Genomic DNA, 15,484 nt, shown 5'->3' with positions numbered 1-15,484 from the left:
AGGAGCCGGATTGCCGGCAATAGCTATCGCGCTGGCACCCTCCTTTTCATTGGATCGTTCCCACACAGAGCGTCATCGTAGGCTCTTTGAGGGCAAGCCCTGCACACAGCTGGCATAGAGACTGCATTATTCCTTTTAAGCAGCTCATCATCACCATGACTGCTTAATTAAGAATAAGCCCTGCAGTCCCTCTCCCTGGAGCATTCGATGAAATCCCTCAACCCGATCACCAAGGCCGCCCGCCTTCTGGCCGCCGCCACGGCGCTGGTACTGGGCCTGCATCCGCTGGCGCAGGCCGCCGAAACCACCCCGGCCGAAGTCAAACTGGACTACGCCTATTACTCGCCGGTCAGCCTGGCATTGCGGCATTTCGGCTGGCTGGAGAAAGCCCTGCCGCAGACCAAGGTCACCTGGGTCCTGAGCCAGGGCAGCAACCGTTCCCTGGAATACCTCAACAGCGGTGGCGTCGACTTCGGCTCCTCAGCCAGCCTGGCTGCCGTACTCAGCCGGGCCAACGGCAGCCCGATCAAGTCGATCTATGTCTACAGTCGCGCCGAGTGGACCGCACTGCTGGTGCGCAAGGACTCGCCTTACCAGAGCCTCGCCGACCTCAGGGGCAAGAAGATCGCCGCCACCAAGGGCACCGACCCCTACCTGTTCACCCTGCGCGCCCTGCAGCAGGCCGGCCTGGGCAAGAACGACGTGGAACTGGTGCACCTGCAGCATCCCGATGGCCGCACCGCCCTGGAAAAAGGCGACGTCGACGCCTGGGCCGGGCTCGATCCGCACATGGCCGCCAGCGAACTCCAGGCCGGTTCGCGCCTGCTCTACCGCAATCCCGACTTCAACAGCTACGGGGTGATCAGCGTCACTGAGAAGTTTGCCAAGGAACATCCACAGACCATCGAAACCGTAATCGGCGCCTATGAAAAAGCCCGCGAGTGGGCCCTGCACAACCCTGACGAACTGGCCGGCCTGCTGGCCAGCGAATCCGGCCTGCCGTTGGATGTGGCCAAGCTGCAACTGTCGCGCACCGACCTGAAAAACGCCCGTCTCGGCCCTCAGGACCTGGTGGCCTCGAAAGCCGCCGCCCCGATCCTGGTATCCGAGGAGCTGGTTCGTCGTGGGGTGAATGTCGATCAGGTCATCGACCAGTTGATCGAAACCCGGTTCAACCCTGTCGCGGTCGCCCGCCAGTAAGCGCGTCCCGGGAGCCCCCATGAACGCCAAAAGCAAAGCCCTGCCTGCCGCCCTGGACACACCCGCCCCCGCCGCCGGCACCACGTCGGTCTGGCCTCGGCGACTCAAGGGGCTGGTGCTGCCGGTGCTGATCATCGCCCTGCTGGAGGGAGTGGTGCGCCTCGGGTGGGTGCCCGCGTATCAGATGCCGGCACCGAGCGATATCGTCCTGACCCTGCGCGATCTCGGTCAGGGAGCTCTGTGGAAACACATTGGCGCCAGCCTGCTGCGGGTGCTCAGCGGCTTCGCCATCGGTACCGGCCTGGCCCTGCTCTTCGCCGCCTGGGTCGGACTCAGCCGCGAAGCCGAAGCCTACCTGGAACCGACGTTCGCCGGACTGCGCTCGATCCCGAGCCTGGCCTGGGTGCCCCTGCTGCTGTTATGGCTGGGCATCGATGAAACCTCGAAGATCGTCCTGATCGCCATCGGCGCATTTTTCCCGGTGTACCTCAACGGTGTCGCGGCGATCCGCAATATTGACCGCAAACTGGTCGAGGTCGGACAGATGCTCGGCTTCAGCCGTTACCGGCTGGTGCGCCGAATCCTGCTGCCGGCGGCCCTGCCGGGGCTGTTCACCGGCCTGCGCAGCGGCATGAGTCTGGCGTGGATGTTCCTGGTGGCCGCCGAGTTGATCGCCGCAACCAAGGGCCTGGGTTACCTGCTCAGCGACGGCCGGGAAACCTCGCGCCCGGATATCGTGCTGGCGGCGATTATCGTTCTGGCCCTGCTCGGCAAACTCAGCGACGGCCTGCTGGCCGGCCTGGAAAAACGCTGGCTGTCCTGGCGCGACACTTTCAATGGCCAGGACCGGGAGTCTTGAACATGAGCGAAACACTGCTGGACCTCTACGTCGAACGCAAGGCGTTTGCCCAGACCACCGTGCTCAGGCAGGTCAGTCTGCAACTGCACGCAGGGGAAACCGTCAGCCTGCTGGGCCCCAGCGGCTGCGGCAAGAGCACGCTGCTGAGGATCGTCGCCGGGTTGGAAAAGGACTTCGAAGGTGAACTGAAACACACGACCTCGCCCATCGCTTTCGTCTTCCAGGAACCCCGCCTGATGCCCTGGCTGACGGTGGAGCAGAACATCGGCTTCAGTGAAGACGAGGGTTACGACCGCGCCTGGGTGACACAACTGATCGAGGAGGTCGGTCTGAGTGGTTTCGCCCAGGCCTTGCCCAAGCAACTGTCAGGCGGCATGGCGCAACGGGTGGCGATTGCACGCGGATTGTATTCGAAACCACGGGTGCTGCTGCTCGACGAGCCATTCAGCGCGGTCGACGCCTTTACCCGCATGAAGTTGCAGGATTTGCTCCTGCAACTGGCTCGGCGGCATGGCATCGCGCTGTTGCTGGTGACTCACGATGTCGACGAAGCGTTGTACCTGAGCGACCGGGTGCTGGTGATGGATAACCGCCCCAGCCGCATTCGCCAGGCCCTGGCGGTCGACCTGCCACATCCTCGCGATCGTCGCGATTCGCAGTTGGCCGACCTCAAGGCCCTGTCACTGACCGAATTGCACCGGGCTCATGTGATCTAGATCAGACCAGCAATGCGCGACGCTTGAGCTCGTTGTTGAGAATGAAGTCATTCTCCGAGTAGTCGATCGGGCAGTCGATCACGTGCACGCCCGGGGTCTTGATGCAGTGTTCGAGCAGCGGCAGCAGGCCCTCGGCGCTTTCCACGCGGTGGCCGTTGGCGCCATAGGCTTCGGCGTACTTGACGAAGTCCGGGTTGCCGTAGTCCAGGCCGAAGTCGGTGAAGCCCATGTTCGCCTGCTTCCAGCGGATCATGCCGTAGCCGTCGTCACGCAGGATCACCACGGTGATGTGCATGCCCAGGCGCACCGCGGTTTCCAGTTCCTGGCTGTTCATCATGAAACCGCCGTCGCCGCAGACCGAGATCACCGGACGATCCGGGTGCACCAGGTGCGCCGCCATCGCCGAGGGCAGGCCGGCGCCCATGGTCGCCAGGGCGTTGTCCAGCAGCACTGTGTTGGGCTTGTGCGCCTTGTAGTTGCGGGCGAACCAGATCTTGTAGATGCCGTTGTCCAGGGCGACGATGCCTTCGGACGGCAGCACGCGACGGATGTCGGCGACCAGGCGCTGCGGGTACACCGGGAAGCGGTTGTCGTCGGCGCCTTCGGCGATCTGCGCCTCGTTGGCTTCGCGAATCGCCATCAGGCGGCTGAAGTCCCAGTGCGGGTTGTCGCCCAGGGCTTCGCCGATCTGCCAGACGGCGTTGGCGATGTCGCCGATCACTTCGATCTGCGGGAAGTACACCGCATCGACTTCGGCGGAGCGGAAGTTGATGTGGATGACTTCGGTGCCGCCACGGACCATGAAGAACGGCGGCTTCTCGATCACGTCGTGGCCGATGTTGACGATCAGGTCGGCCGCTTCGACGGCGCGGTGGACGAAGTCGCCGGACGACAGCGCGGCGTTGCCGAGGAAACGCGGGTGACGCTCGTCGACCACGCCCTTGCCCATCTGGGTGGTGATGAACGGGATGCCGGTCTGGTCGATCAGTTGCTTGAGGACCTTGGCGGTCATCTTGCGGTTGGCACCGGCGCCGATCACCAGGATCGGGCTGCGGGCCTTCTGCAGTTTCTCCACGGCAGCTTCGACGGCCTTGTGCTCGGCCAGCGGGCGGCGGTGCAGGCTCGGCGGGATCGGCATCGAGTCGGTCTGCTCGGCGGCGATGTCTTCCGGCAGTTCCAGGTGCACGGCACCGGGTTTCTCTTCTTCAGCCAGGCGGAAGGCTTCGCGCATGCGCGCCGGGATGTTGTCGGCCGAGGCGAACTGGTGGGTGTACTTGGTGATCGGGTCCATCATGCCGCAGACGTCGATGATCTGGAATCGGCCCTGCTTGGACTTCTTGATCGGCTTCTGGCCGGTGATCATCATCATCGGCATGCCGCCCAGGTAGGCGTAGGCACTGGCGGTCACCAGGTTGGTCGCGCCGGGGCCGAGGGTCGACAGGCTGACGCCGGTCTTGCCGGTCAGGCGGCCGTAGGTGGCGGCCATGAAGCCGGCGGACTGCTCGTGGCGGGTCAGGACCAGCTTGATCGGCGACTTGCGCAGCGATTCCAGCAGGTCGAGGTTTTCCTCGCCAGGAATGCCGAACACATACTCGACACCTTCGTTTTCCAGGCATTGCACAACGACATCGGCGGCCTTGGCCATTTATCTACCTCAATCTCGACAAGCGCTTTCGCGCGTCTTGCAGTTGTTGTCAGGGGACGGACCCGGTTTTTCACGCAGGCGGTGCCACAGTAACATCGCTCTGGCCACTCTGGACCAACGCAGAGCGCACAAAACCTTCGACTTTGCGCCGTTCGACGAAGTCACGGATAAAGGCGGCTGCGGCCTTGCGACGAATTGGCACAGCCATGGCCCACCCTGCACGCCTCAGAAGTACTTGAGCCAGGCGATATCCCGCCGCCGCTGCTTGAGCCGGGCGAACCAGCGGGTCGGGAAGAACAGCGCGAAGCCCAGCAGCAGGCTCAGCAGCCAGACGCTGGAGAGTTGGCTGAACGCATAGACCCCACCCTCGGTCGCGCCCCAGAAGGCAAAGGCCGGCAGGTACATCGCCTTCAGCACATACAGGTGCAACAGGTAGAAGAACATTGGCGCCCCGCCATAGATCGCCAGGATCGCCACCACCTTGCGTTGCTGCAGCTGCTCGAACAGGGCCAGCAGCAACAGGCCGACGCCCAGGGTCGGCAGCAGGAACATCAGCGACGGTGGATACTTCTTCGCACTCAGGAAGCTCATGACCGTGCGCAGTGCATCGCCGGTATGCACCCAGGGTGCGTCGCCATAAACGTTCAGGTAGCGGATCGACACAAACGCTAGCAGCAGGCCACCGCCGAGTTTCAGCAGGCGGGCGCGACGCACCGCCGACTCGACGCCGCTGGCGAACCAGGGGCCGATACTCCAGCCGAGCAGGATCACGCCGATCCACGGCAGTACCGGGTAGGTGGTGCGGGCACGGGTGTACTCGGTGAGCTGGATGAAAACCTTCTGGTGCAGCACCGACCAGGGGATGAAGAACGGCGACTCGGGCCCCAGCACTATGCCATCAAGCAGATTGTGCCCGCCGACGATCACCAGCCCGAGCCATACCAGCCAGGCCCGCCGCAGGTGCAGCAGGCCGGCCAGCACGATCATGCAGAGGCCGATGCACCAGATCACCTGCAGCCACAGGGTCTTGGGTGGGAACTCGCCGTTCCAGGCGAAGCAGACCAGGGTCAGCTCCAGCAGCACCAGGAAGACGCCGCGTTTGAGCAGGAAGATCGACGTCTCGCGAGCGCTGTGCTTCTGGCTGTAGAGAAACGCCGACAGACCGGTGAGGAAGATGAACACCGGCGCACAGAGGGTGGCGAGCAGGCGGGTGAAGAACAGGTCCGGCGCGACCGTCAGCGCATCGACTGGGTCGCTGACCTGGCGGTGCATGAAAAAAGTTTCACGAACATGATCGAGCACCATGCACAGCATGACAAAGCCACGCAGCGCATCGATGGCACAGAGACGGAGGTTGGGACCGGCCGATGAGGCGAACGGCCCGGAAGTGGGCGTCATATCGATAGCTTACGGAGAGGGATGAGGCGGCAGAATCTAATTTCGATACGATATAACATCAATAAAAGAAACATCTTGAAACGTTTGTACCGTGGTTTAACCGAAGGGATTGCAGGCTCGAACCGCCCCGCCCTCGCCGCCTTTTGGCGGATGCTGCGGCAATAACGTCCCTAAATCCGGTGCTTCTTGCTATCTTGTGCGCCGTTTTAAATAGCCAGCTATGCATTTTCCCTATTAGCCGCCGCCTTCATAGTCATTTTCCTTTGCACGAGACAGGTTCCGCATGTCCGATCCCATTCATCTCAAGGATCACGAGACCGAAAAACGCCTGGTCAACAAGCGCCTGATCGCCTGCGGGCTGCTGGTGCTGGGCCTGGCCGGCGCCCTCGTGGGCCGCCTGTACTTCCTCCAGGTCGTCGAGTTCAGCTACAACTCCACCGTTTCGGAGAACAACCGCGTTCACGTGCTGCCGATTCCACCGGAGCGCGGGATCATTTTCGACCGCAACGGCGAAGTGCTGGCCGACAACCAGCCCAGCTTCAACATGACGCTGACCCGCGAACGTGCAGGCAATGTCGCCCAGGTGCTGGACACGGTGATGAACGTGCTCAACCTGCCGGAAGAAGACCGGGCGATGTTCGCCAAGGCGCTCAAGCAGTCACGCCATCCGTTCGAGCCGGTGACCCTGCTCTACGAACTGACCGAACAGCAGATCGCCCTGCTGGCGGTGAACGAATTCAAGCTGCCGGGGATCGAGGTCGAGCCGCAGTTCGTCCGGCATTACCCGCTGGGCGACCACTTCGCCCATTCGGTGGGGTATGTCGGGCGGATCAACGAGAAGGAAATCAAGCAGCTCGACCCGGTGGAATACCGCGGCACCCAGTCCATCGGCAAGACCGGCATCGAGCGCTTCTACGAGAGCGAACTGCATGGCCATGTCGGCTACGAGGAAGTCGAGACCAACGCCCAGGGCCGGGTGATGCGGGTGCTCAGGCACACCGATCCGATTCCCGGCAAGAACATCGTCCTGAGCCTGGACATCAAGCTGCAGGAAGCTGCGGAAAACGCCCTGGGCGACCGCCGCGGCTCGGTGGTGGCCATCGATCCGAAGACCGGCGAAGTGCTGGCGATGGTCAGCAAGCCGAGCTTCGACCCCAACCTGTTCGTCACCGGCATCCGCGCCAGGGACTACTCGGCCCTGCGCGACTCCATCGACCGCCCGCTGTTCAACCGCGCCCTGCGCGGGCTCTATGCGCCGGGCTCGACGATCAAGCCGGAAGTGGCGATCGCCGGCCTCGACAGCGGCGTGATCTCGCCGACGACACGGGTGTTCGACCCCGGCTACTTCCAACTGCCGAACGTCGAGCACAAATACCGTAACTGGAACCACAGCGGCGACGGCTGGGTCGACCTCAACGCGGCTATCATGCGCTCCAACGACACCTACTTCTACGACCTGGCCAACAAGCTCGGCATCGACCGCCTGCACGAGTACCTGGACAAGTTCGGCATCGGCCAGAAGGTCTCCCTGGACATGTTCGAGGAATCCCCCGGCCTGATGCCGTCCCGCGAGTGGAAACGCGCCACTCGCCGCCAGGCCTGGTTCCCGGGCGAGACGGTGATCCTCGGCATCGGCCAGGGCTACATGCAGGTCACCCCGCTGCAACTGGCCCAGGCCACCACCCTGATCGCCAACAAGGGCGTGTGGAACCGCCCGCACCTGGCCAAGACGATCGGCCAGGAGGCGCCGGTGGACGAGCATCCGATTCCGAACCTGGTGCTGCGCGATCCGCGGGAGTGGGAACAGGTCAACTACGCCATGCAACTGGTGATGCACGACCCTCGCGGCATCGCCCGGGCGGCGGCGCAGGGTGCGCAATACCGCATCGCCGGCAAGAGTGGTACCGCGCAGGTGGTGGCGATCAAGCAGGGCGAGCGCTACGACCGCCTCAAGACCGCCGAGCGTCACCGCGACAACGCCCTGTTCGTCGGCTTCGCCCCGGCGGAGGATCCGCAGATCGTGATTTCGGTGATGATCGAGAACGGCGAGGCCGGCGGCCGCGTCGCCGGCCCCGTGGTACGCGAGATCCTCGACGCCTGGCTGCTGGACAAGGACGGCAAGCTCAAGCCGCAGTATGCGCACCCGCTCAAGGCGCATGAGGATCCGAAGGTCTGAGGCAATGAGTCCATCCTACCGCTCCATTTTCCAGTTCAGGCCAGTGGAGCGGTAATCTCAAACCGACAATTGAAGATCTCCTTTTCTCTTGAAGGAAGTCTCTTACAACAACGCCCCCATCCTCTCTTATTCCATCTTGAAAACGACAGAGCTTGACGAAGTACCTATCCACCTGAAGAAAAACTCCATAAAGAAAATTCCCACAGAAAGAACCTCCTGAGTGGCAGCACCTCCTCCCAGCCACTATAGATAGTGTCCCCACCACTCAGGATGCAGCCACATGAAAGCCTGTACCGCCTATCGTGCAGGAAACTTGGCCCTGCTATTCATCAAGGAACAACTCAAGGAGCCCATAGCGCTCTTCTGGATCATCATTTCCCCCTGTGCAGCCTTTTACCTGCTGGTACTGTTCAAGGGAGAAAGCCTTGCCTTTTCCGATGACTATATCCAGCGCACCGCCTGGTTCTACGCCTACGTCGCCTCAAATGTCGCCCTATTCGGCTTTTCCTTCTACATCATTGGCCGTCGGGAGAGCGGGTTCATCCGCTCATTCGCCTACAACCGTAAAGCAAGGCTGGTTTTCCTCATTGCCCAGAACTTGGCCTACCTGACCATTGCAACCATCTATTGCGCCACCTTTTATCTGAGCACGCGCCTGCCTTTCGAATCCTACTCAATCCGCGAATTCAGTCTTATCCTGATAAGATTCCAGGTCAATTACCTGTTCTTCTGCTCACTAGGAGTTTTGTTAGCGCTACTGCCCATCAACTTCCAGAACGCCAATACCCTGTTATCGGCGGTGTCGCTGGTCATGCTGGTACTTGGCCTGTCACGCGGTGTTTCCGAGAACTCCATGCTTGCAGCGCTCAACACCAGCAATCCCTTGTGGCATGCATCGCAACTGATGGCGCTGGGGCTCAACCAGCAATATGAGTGGGTGCTGCTGTCTATCGTCCTGTTTACCGTCAGCATGGCAATCAGCGTCAAGCTGCTCCGCATCAACCCTGTATGGAGCCGGTACTGATGAACTCCCTGCAAGCCAATCTCCTGTCCTTCAACTATGAGAACAAGGTCCTTTTCAAGGAGGCTTCACTCACGGCAGAAGCCGGGGCGATTACCGGCCTGCTCGGCTCGAACGGCTCAGGGAAAACCACCTTCTTCGACATCATCTGCAAACTGAGAAAACCCGCCAGAGGCAAGGTGATCAATACCTTCGCCAAGCAGCTCTATCTCTCACAGATACTCACAACGCCTCCCGCCCTGCGCATGTTCGACATATTCAGGATGACCAACCTGCTGTGCTCATCCAAACAGATCTCCCAGGCACAGGTGTTGAGCAGGCTTTCATCATGGAGCCCGAGCATCACGGAACGCTATCAGGAGATCTGGAAGAAGAAGTCATCGCTATGCAGTTATGGAGAAAAACGCTGGTTCTTCACCCTTTCTTTGCTGTCGATAGAGGCTGACCTGATCATTCTTGATGAGCCAACAGCGGGTGTAGACCCGGAGTTCAGGCACTACATTTGGCAGTGCCTGCATGGTGCGGCTCAGAGTGGGAAGGCCATTCTGGTTTCGTCGCACAACGTCAATGAGATCGCCGAACACTGCGACTGTTTCTACATGATCAGTCATAAGCAGTTCAGGCGCTTTGCCGATGGGCAATCATTTCGGGACAGCTACAGCGCCCGTACGCTCGATGAGGCATTCATCAACGCCGCGGCTTGCTGAGAAGACCACTCGATCCAACGGCCTGGCTCGTCAGGCCGTACTCCCCCGCCGATAAAACGCCAACACCCCACCCAGGGTCATCAGCAGTCCACCGGTCACCCGGTTGAACGCCCGCAGGTGCCCGCCCTGCAAGCGACTGAGCAAGCGGGCGCCGCACAGCGCGTAAAACAGCATGATGCTGACATTGAGCAGCGTCAGCACCACGGCCAGCGCCGCGTACTGCGGCAGTTGCGGCTGCGTGCTGTCGATGAACTGCGGCAGGAAGGCCGACATGAACAGCAAGGCCTTGGGGTTGGTCAGGGCCACCACGAAGCAGCGCACGAACAACCCGACGCTGCGACTGGAGCCCTGCTCCACCGGCAGTTCGGCCAGGGCTCCGCTCGAACGCAGCATTTTCCAGCCGAGCCACACCAGGTAGCCCGCCCCCACCCATTTCACCGCCTGGAACAGCGTCTCGCTGGCCTGCAGCAGGATGCCCAGGCCACAGGCCACCGCCGTGACCAGCAGGGCATCGGCCAGCACCGCCCCGCCCATGCCCCAGGCCGCCGCCCGTACACCGTGGTTGGAGCCGTTGTGCAGGGCCAAAAGCACCGTCGGGCCCGGCATGGCGATGATTGCCGCCGCACTGATCAGGAACAGAAGCAACGTTGCCAGCGTCATAAATGAAGATCGCCTTGAAAAGAAAAAAGAGTGCCATTTTGCGGCCTGCGCCCCTGCCCTTCAACCGACCTGTCGTTTGTAGTGGACGGGACTAAGATGTTTCGTGATAAAACACCAGCATGCACTGAAGCGTTTCAGCGTCCTTCCCATCAGACAGGGTATTGCCTCATGACCGATCAGAAGCTGCTCGACTCACTGTTTCCCGCCGCTGCGGACATTCCGGAAAAGTACCGGCTCGACGGCCAACTGGAACAACGCGAATACCTGGTGGACGGCGCCCTGCGTACCTGGAGCGGCCCACTGGCGCAAGTGCGCAGCCCGGTGTATCTGGCCGGCCCCGACGGCGACGAGCAGGTGATCCTCGGCAGCACCCCGCTGCTGGACGCTGAAACCGCCCTCACCGCCCTCGATGCGGCGGTCCGCGCCTACGACCGTGGCCAGGGCCAATGGCCGACCCTGCGCGTGGCCGAACGCATCCAGCATGTCGAAGCCTTCCTGCGGCGCATGCGCGAACAGCGCGAGGCGGTGGTCAAGTTGCTGATGTGGGAGATCGGCAAGAACCTCAAGGACTCGGAAAAAGAGTTCGACCGCACCTGCGACTATATCGTCGACACCATCAACGCCCTCAAGGAGCTGGACCGCCGCTCCAGCCGCTTCGAGCTGGAACAGGACACCCTCGGCCAGATCCGCCGCGCGCCCATGGGCGTGGCGCTGTGCATGGGCCCCTACAACTACCCGCTGAACGAGACCTTCACCACGCTGATCCCGGCACTGATCATGGGCAACACCGTGGTGTTCAAGCCGGCCAAGCTCGGCGTGCTCCTGATCCGCCCGTTGCTGGAAGCCTTCCGCGACAGCTTCCCGGCCGGGGTGATCAATGTGATCTACGGCAGCGGCCGGGAAACCGTCAGCGCGCTGATGGCCAGCGGCAAGATCGACATCTTCGCCTTCATCGGCACCAACAAGGCCGCCAGCGACCTGAAGAAACTGCACCCGCGCCCCCACCGCCTGCGCGCGGCCCTGGGCCTGGACGCGAAGAACCCGGGGATCGTGCTGCCGGAGGTGGACCTGGACAACGCGGTCAACGAATCGGTGACCGGCTCGCTGTCGTTCAACGGACAGCGCTGCACCGCGCTGAAGATCCTGTTCGTCCACGAGGACGTGGTCGAGGCCTTCATCGAGAAATTCAATCGCAAGGTGCAGAGCCTGTTGCCCGGCATGCCCTGGGACCATGGCGTGGCACTGACGCCGCTGCCGGAAGCGAGCAAGGTCGACTATCTCAACGGCCTGGTGGCCGATGCGGTCGCCAAGGGCGCGCGGGTGGTCAACCCCGGCGGCGGCCAGACCCGTGCCTCGTTCTTCTACCCGGCGGTGCTGTACCCGGTGAACGCGCAGATGCGCGTGTACCAGGAGGAACAGTTCGGCCCGGTGGTGCCGATCGTGCCCTATCGCGACCTGGAGACAGTGATCGACTACGTGCTGGAATCGGACTTCGGCCAGCAACTGAGCATCTTCGGTACCCACTCGGCCCAGGTCGGGCGGCTGGTGGACACCTTCGCCAACCAGGTCGGGCGGATCAATATCAATGCCCAGTGCCAGCGCGGCCCGGACACCTACCCGTTCAACGGCCGCAAGAACTCCGCCGAGGGCACTCTCTCGGTTCACGACGCGCTACGGGTGTTCTCGATCCGCACGCTGGTGGCGACCAAGTTCCAGGAAAGCAACAAGGCGCTGATCAGCGACATCATCCGTAATCGCGAGTCGAGTTTCCTGACCACCGACTACATCTTCTGAGTCAGAGAAACAGATACACCGCCAGCAACACCAGCGAAACCACCAGGATGGCTTCCCCGAACAGTTCGAGGGAGCCCTCCCGCTCCGGGCCATACTCCCAACTCACACTGGGCTGGCGCATGGCCCAGCGCCGCTGCGGCCGCCTGTCGAAATGTCCCAGTGCCCAGATGGCAGCCCCGATGGCGCCGAACTCGAGGGCGATGATCAGGAAAAGTGTCATACCGCTGTCCTTTTCAGGTCGGATAATCAAGACATTAGGGCGTCGTCGAGGAAAAACGTTCGTCGTGGAACGGCATTTTTTTACTCGCCGGCCTGATGTCCTTTCGTCCTGCAGCCCGCACTGTTCTATCATTACCCCCAGGCTCCATCGGCCAACGATTTCGCCATTCTCATAAGAAACTCATGCCACGTATCGACCTGCGCCGACTGATCCTGTTGCTCTCGCTTGCCGTTGTCACCCTGACCGCCGGCAACCTGTTCTTCGCCAGCTACCAGACCCAGCGCAACTTCCTGATGGCCCAGACCCTGGAAGCCAACCGCATCTACGCCGTGAAGCTGGCCAGCTCCACCGACGACTTCCTCAAGTCGACCCAGCAGCAACTGGCCCTGAGCGCCAACCTGCTGCCGGAGATCTGGGACCAGCCGGACCGACTGTGGCAGGAGGCGCGCCGCTTGCGCCGCCAGACCAACAGCTTCAATTCGGTGGTGGTCATTCGCGCCGACAACCGGATCATCGCCTCCTCGCCACTGTCGATGCACCTGACCGGAACCCTTTCCGTCAGCGAAGGCACCCGCCAGGCCAGCGCCTCGCGCCAGCCCTATATCTCGACCCCGTATGTGGGCAACAACAACCACCTGATGATCCAGATCTCCCATCCGATCTTCGACGGCAAGGGCAATTACCTGGGTTACCTCGGCGCCGGGATCTACCTCAACGAACCGAACATCCTGCATTCGCTGCTGGGCGAGCACTACTACCGCGACGGCTCCTATCTCTACGTGGTCGATACCCAGGGCCGGCTGATCTACCACCAGGACCCCACACGGATTGGCGAGGTGATCAAGGGCAATCCGGCGATCGACGCGGTCATCACCGGACAGACCGGCAGCCGGCGGCTGACCAACTCCAAGGGTATCGACATGCTCACCGGCTATGCGCCGGTGCCCCGTATCGGCTGGGGAGTGATCAGCCAGCGGCCCACCGACATCACCCTCGAAGGCCTGCAGCGACTGATGCTGGAGGTTGCCGGTTACGCCGTGCCGCTGTCGCTGCTGTCGTTGCTGGCCATCTGGTGGCTGACTTCACTGATCACCAAGCCGCTCTGGCAGCTGGCCAATTCGACCGAGCACTGGGGCTCCTCGAGCGCCGCGCAATCGGTGAGCAAGGTCAGGGCCTGGTACTACGAGGCGGCGCAATTGAAAAACGCCATGCAGAAGGCGCTGCTGTCCCTGCACCAGCAACTGGGCCGGCTCAACCTGGAGAACGTCACCGACTCGCTCACCGGCCTGACCAACCGGCGCGGCCTGCAACTGATCCTCGAGGACTGGGAAAACCACCGCCAACCGTTTTCGGTGCTGGCCCTGGATATCGATCACTTCAAGCAGGTCAACGACAACTACGGGCACAGTGCCGGTGATCTGGTGCTGCAGCACGTGGCCCAGCAGATGCGACGACACTCGCGCGAAAGCGACGTGCTCTGCCGCCAGGGCGGCGAGGAATTCCTCATGCTGCTGCCCGGTATACCGCTGAACCAGGCGCTTCAGGTCGGCGAACGGCTGCGTGCGGCCATGGCCTACACCGAAAGCCCGAACGGCATCCCGGTCACGGTGTCCCTCGGCGTCACCGACTGGCCGCGGGACGGCGAGACCGTCGCCCACGCCCTCAAGGAAGCCGACCTGGCCCTGTACCGGGCCAAGGGCAAGGGGCGCAATCGTGTCGAAGCAGTGCCGCCGGCCACCACGACCGGGTAGACTGGCCTACACGTGACAGACAACGGGCCAGCCAGCGCCCGCCTCTGCAGATTCCGAACACCCGACGACTTCGGGGACTTCCCGCGAGACTTTCCGCCAGCATGACTTTCAACTTCGACACCCTGCTCGACCGCCGCAACACCGGTAGCACCAAGTGGAGCCGTTATCCCGCCGATGTCCTGCCCATGTGGGTGGCGGACATGGACCTGCCGGTGGCGAACGAGATCACCCAGGCCCTGCACAAGCGCCTGGAACACCCGCAACTGGGTTACAGCGTGGCCCAGGATGCCCTGCGCGAAGCCATCGTCGTCGACCTGTGGAACAAGTACGCCTGGCGGATCGAGCCTCAGGAACTGGTGTTCCTGCCCGGCGTCGAGCCGGGCTTCAACATGGCCCTGCGCGCCTTCGTGCAACCGGGCCGCAATGTCGTGGTGCAAACCCCGAACTACCGCCCGCTGCGCCTGGCCCCGGGCAACTGGAACCTGCCGAAGGTCGAACTGCCCTTCCAGCGTGACGCCCAGGGCAACTACATCACCCCCATCGCCGCCCTGCGCGACGCACTGCAGGACGGCGGTGCGCTGTTGCTGAGCAACCCGCACAACCCACTGGGCAAGGTCTTCCCCCGCGAGGAACTGCAACAGGTGGCCGAGGCCTGCCTGGAACGCGGAGCCCTGATCATTTCCGACGAGATCCACGCCGATCTCTGCTACGACGGCCGCCGCCATGTGCCGACCGCGTCCCTGAGCCCGGAGATCGCCAAGCGCACCATCACCCTGATGTCGGCGAGCAAGGCCTACAACATCGCCGGCTTGAAGACCGCGTACGCGATCATCCAGGACCCGGTCGTACGCGAGCGTTTCAACGCTGCCCGTGGCGGCATGGTCGACAGCGTCAACGCCCTTGGCCTGGAAGCCACGCTGACCGCCTACCGCGAATGCGGGCCATGGCTGAAGGGGTTGGTGGACTATCTGCAGGGTAACCGCGACTACCTGCAGCGCGCGGTGGAAACTCGCCTGCCCGGCGTCGTCCTGCAGCCGGCCCAGGGCACCTACCTGGCCTGGCTCGATTGCAGTGCATTGGGGTTGGAAGATCCGTACCAGTTCTTCCTCGACAAGGCCAGGGTCGGCCTGAGCGCCGGCGTCGAATTCGCCGACGAGGCCCGGCAGTTCGTCCGCCTGAACTTCGGCTGCCCGCGGGCGTTGCTGGAAGAAGGGATCAGCCGGATGGAGAACAGCCTGCGCCAGCGCTGAAAGCCCAGGCTGACGCAAGACCTGTAGGAGCCGGCATGCTGGCGATCCGCCGCAGGCGACCATTCAATGAGAATGCTGTTGCCTGGG

13 protein-coding genes are annotated in these 15,484 nt (G+C 62.5%); 9 read left to right on the top strand and 4 right to left on the bottom strand.

The features are described 5' to 3' along the window. Nucleotides 1-207 precede the first annotated feature (207 nt). From ACMGT0_RS13055 to ACMGT0_RS13045, 3 genes are read left to right on the top strand one after another with little or no spacing between them, the layout of a single operon-like run. Complete coding sequence (locus ACMGT0_RS13055) at nucleotides 208-1,200, top strand: aliphatic sulfonate ABC transporter substrate-binding protein (protein WP_054060292.1); 993 nt, start codon at nucleotides 208-210, stop codon at nucleotides 1,198-1,200. Nucleotides 1,201-1,219: 19 nt separating this feature from the next. Further along, a complete protein-coding gene (locus tag ACMGT0_RS13050; protein ID WP_054060291.1) occupies nucleotides 1,220-2,059 on the top strand; it encodes an ABC transporter permease in 840 nt (279 codons plus the stop codon). Between the two features lie 2 nt (nucleotides 2,060-2,061). Then, nucleotides 2,062-2,775, top strand: coding sequence for an ABC transporter ATP-binding protein (locus ACMGT0_RS13045; RefSeq protein WP_054060290.1), 714 nt, complete (start codon nucleotides 2,062-2,064; stop codon nucleotides 2,773-2,775). A gap of 1 nt (nucleotide 2,776) precedes the next feature. Here ACMGT0_RS13045 and ACMGT0_RS13040 read toward each other — a convergent pair whose 3' ends face one another. Both ACMGT0_RS13040 and ACMGT0_RS13035 read right to left on the bottom strand, forming a co-directional pair. Further along, nucleotides 2,777-4,420 (bottom strand): acetolactate synthase large subunit, encoded by a 1,644-nt coding sequence (locus ACMGT0_RS13040; protein WP_054060289.1) that lies wholly within the window; start codon nucleotides 4,418-4,420, stop codon nucleotides 2,777-2,779. A gap of 225 nt (nucleotides 4,421-4,645) precedes the next feature. Beyond that, nucleotides 4,646-5,818 (bottom strand): DUF1624 domain-containing protein, encoded by a 1,173-nt coding sequence (locus tag ACMGT0_RS13035; protein ID WP_054060288.1) that lies wholly within the window; start codon nucleotides 5,816-5,818, stop codon nucleotides 4,646-4,648. A 283-nt stretch (nucleotides 5,819-6,101) separates the two neighbouring features. Here ACMGT0_RS13035 and mrdA point away from each other — a divergent pair, with 283 nt between their 5' ends. The 3 genes from mrdA to ACMGT0_RS13020 all read left to right on the top strand — a co-directional run bounded on the left by mrdA (nucleotide 6,102) and on the right by ACMGT0_RS13020 (nucleotide 9,722). Further along, nucleotides 6,102-7,994 carry a penicillin-binding protein 2 gene (mrdA, locus tag ACMGT0_RS13030; RefSeq protein ID WP_416772921.1) on the top strand — a complete coding sequence of 631 codons (1,893 nt, stop codon included), beginning with the start codon at nucleotides 6,102-6,104 and terminating at the stop codon, nucleotides 7,992-7,994. A gap of 280 nt (nucleotides 7,995-8,274) precedes the next feature. After that, nucleotides 8,275-9,018 carry an ABC transporter permease gene (locus ACMGT0_RS13025; RefSeq protein ID WP_416772920.1) on the top strand — a complete coding sequence of 248 codons (744 nt, stop codon included), beginning with the start codon at nucleotides 8,275-8,277 and terminating at the stop codon, nucleotides 9,016-9,018. Then, nucleotides 9,018-9,722 (top strand): ATP-binding cassette domain-containing protein, encoded by a 705-nt coding sequence (locus tag ACMGT0_RS13020; RefSeq protein ID WP_416772919.1) that lies wholly within the window; start codon nucleotides 9,018-9,020, stop codon nucleotides 9,720-9,722. Before ACMGT0_RS13025 ends, ACMGT0_RS13020 begins: the two co-directional genes overlap by 1 nt. A gap of 30 nt (nucleotides 9,723-9,752) precedes the next feature. On the opposite strand, the gene ACMGT0_RS13015 is transcribed toward ACMGT0_RS13020, so the two are convergent. After that, on the bottom strand, nucleotides 9,753-10,382 hold the full coding sequence (locus ACMGT0_RS13015) for a LysE family translocator (RefSeq protein ID WP_054060284.1): 630 nt from the start codon (nucleotides 10,380-10,382) through the stop codon (nucleotides 9,753-9,755). 168 nt (nucleotides 10,383-10,550) lie between these two features. Here ACMGT0_RS13015 and ACMGT0_RS13010 point away from each other — a divergent pair, with 168 nt between their 5' ends. Next, nucleotides 10,551-12,176, top strand: coding sequence for an NADP-dependent glyceraldehyde-3-phosphate dehydrogenase (locus ACMGT0_RS13010; protein ID WP_416772916.1), 1,626 nt, complete (start codon nucleotides 10,551-10,553; stop codon nucleotides 12,174-12,176). A 1-nt stretch (nucleotide 12,177) separates the two neighbouring features. Here the strand turns inward: ACMGT0_RS13010 and ACMGT0_RS13005 are convergent, their stop codons facing one another. Then, entirely contained in the window at nucleotides 12,178-12,396 is a 219-nt protein-coding gene (locus ACMGT0_RS13005) for a hypothetical protein (protein WP_054060282.1), read from the bottom strand. 182 nt (nucleotides 12,397-12,578) lie between these two features. On the opposite strand from ACMGT0_RS13005, the gene ACMGT0_RS13000 reads away from it, so the two are divergent. Both ACMGT0_RS13000 and ACMGT0_RS12995 read left to right on the top strand, forming a co-directional pair. Continuing rightward, nucleotides 12,579-14,147, top strand: a complete 1,569-nt coding sequence (locus ACMGT0_RS13000; RefSeq protein ID WP_054060281.1) for a sensor domain-containing diguanylate cyclase — start codon at nucleotides 12,579-12,581, stop codon at nucleotides 14,145-14,147. A 101-nt stretch (nucleotides 14,148-14,248) separates the two neighbouring features. Then, entirely contained in the window at nucleotides 14,249-15,397 is a 1,149-nt protein-coding gene (locus ACMGT0_RS12995) for a MalY/PatB family protein (protein WP_416772914.1), read from the top strand. Nucleotides 15,398-15,484: the final 87 nt, after the last annotated feature.

Source organism: Pseudomonas sp. RHF3.3-3, assembly GCF_048069595.1.
GTDB lineage: Bacteria > Pseudomonadota > Gammaproteobacteria > Pseudomonadales > Pseudomonadaceae > Aquipseudomonas > Aquipseudomonas fuscovaginae_B.
The sequence above is the reverse complement of the archived record's forward strand: the minus strand, read 5'-3'. Positions and strand labels throughout refer to the sequence as shown.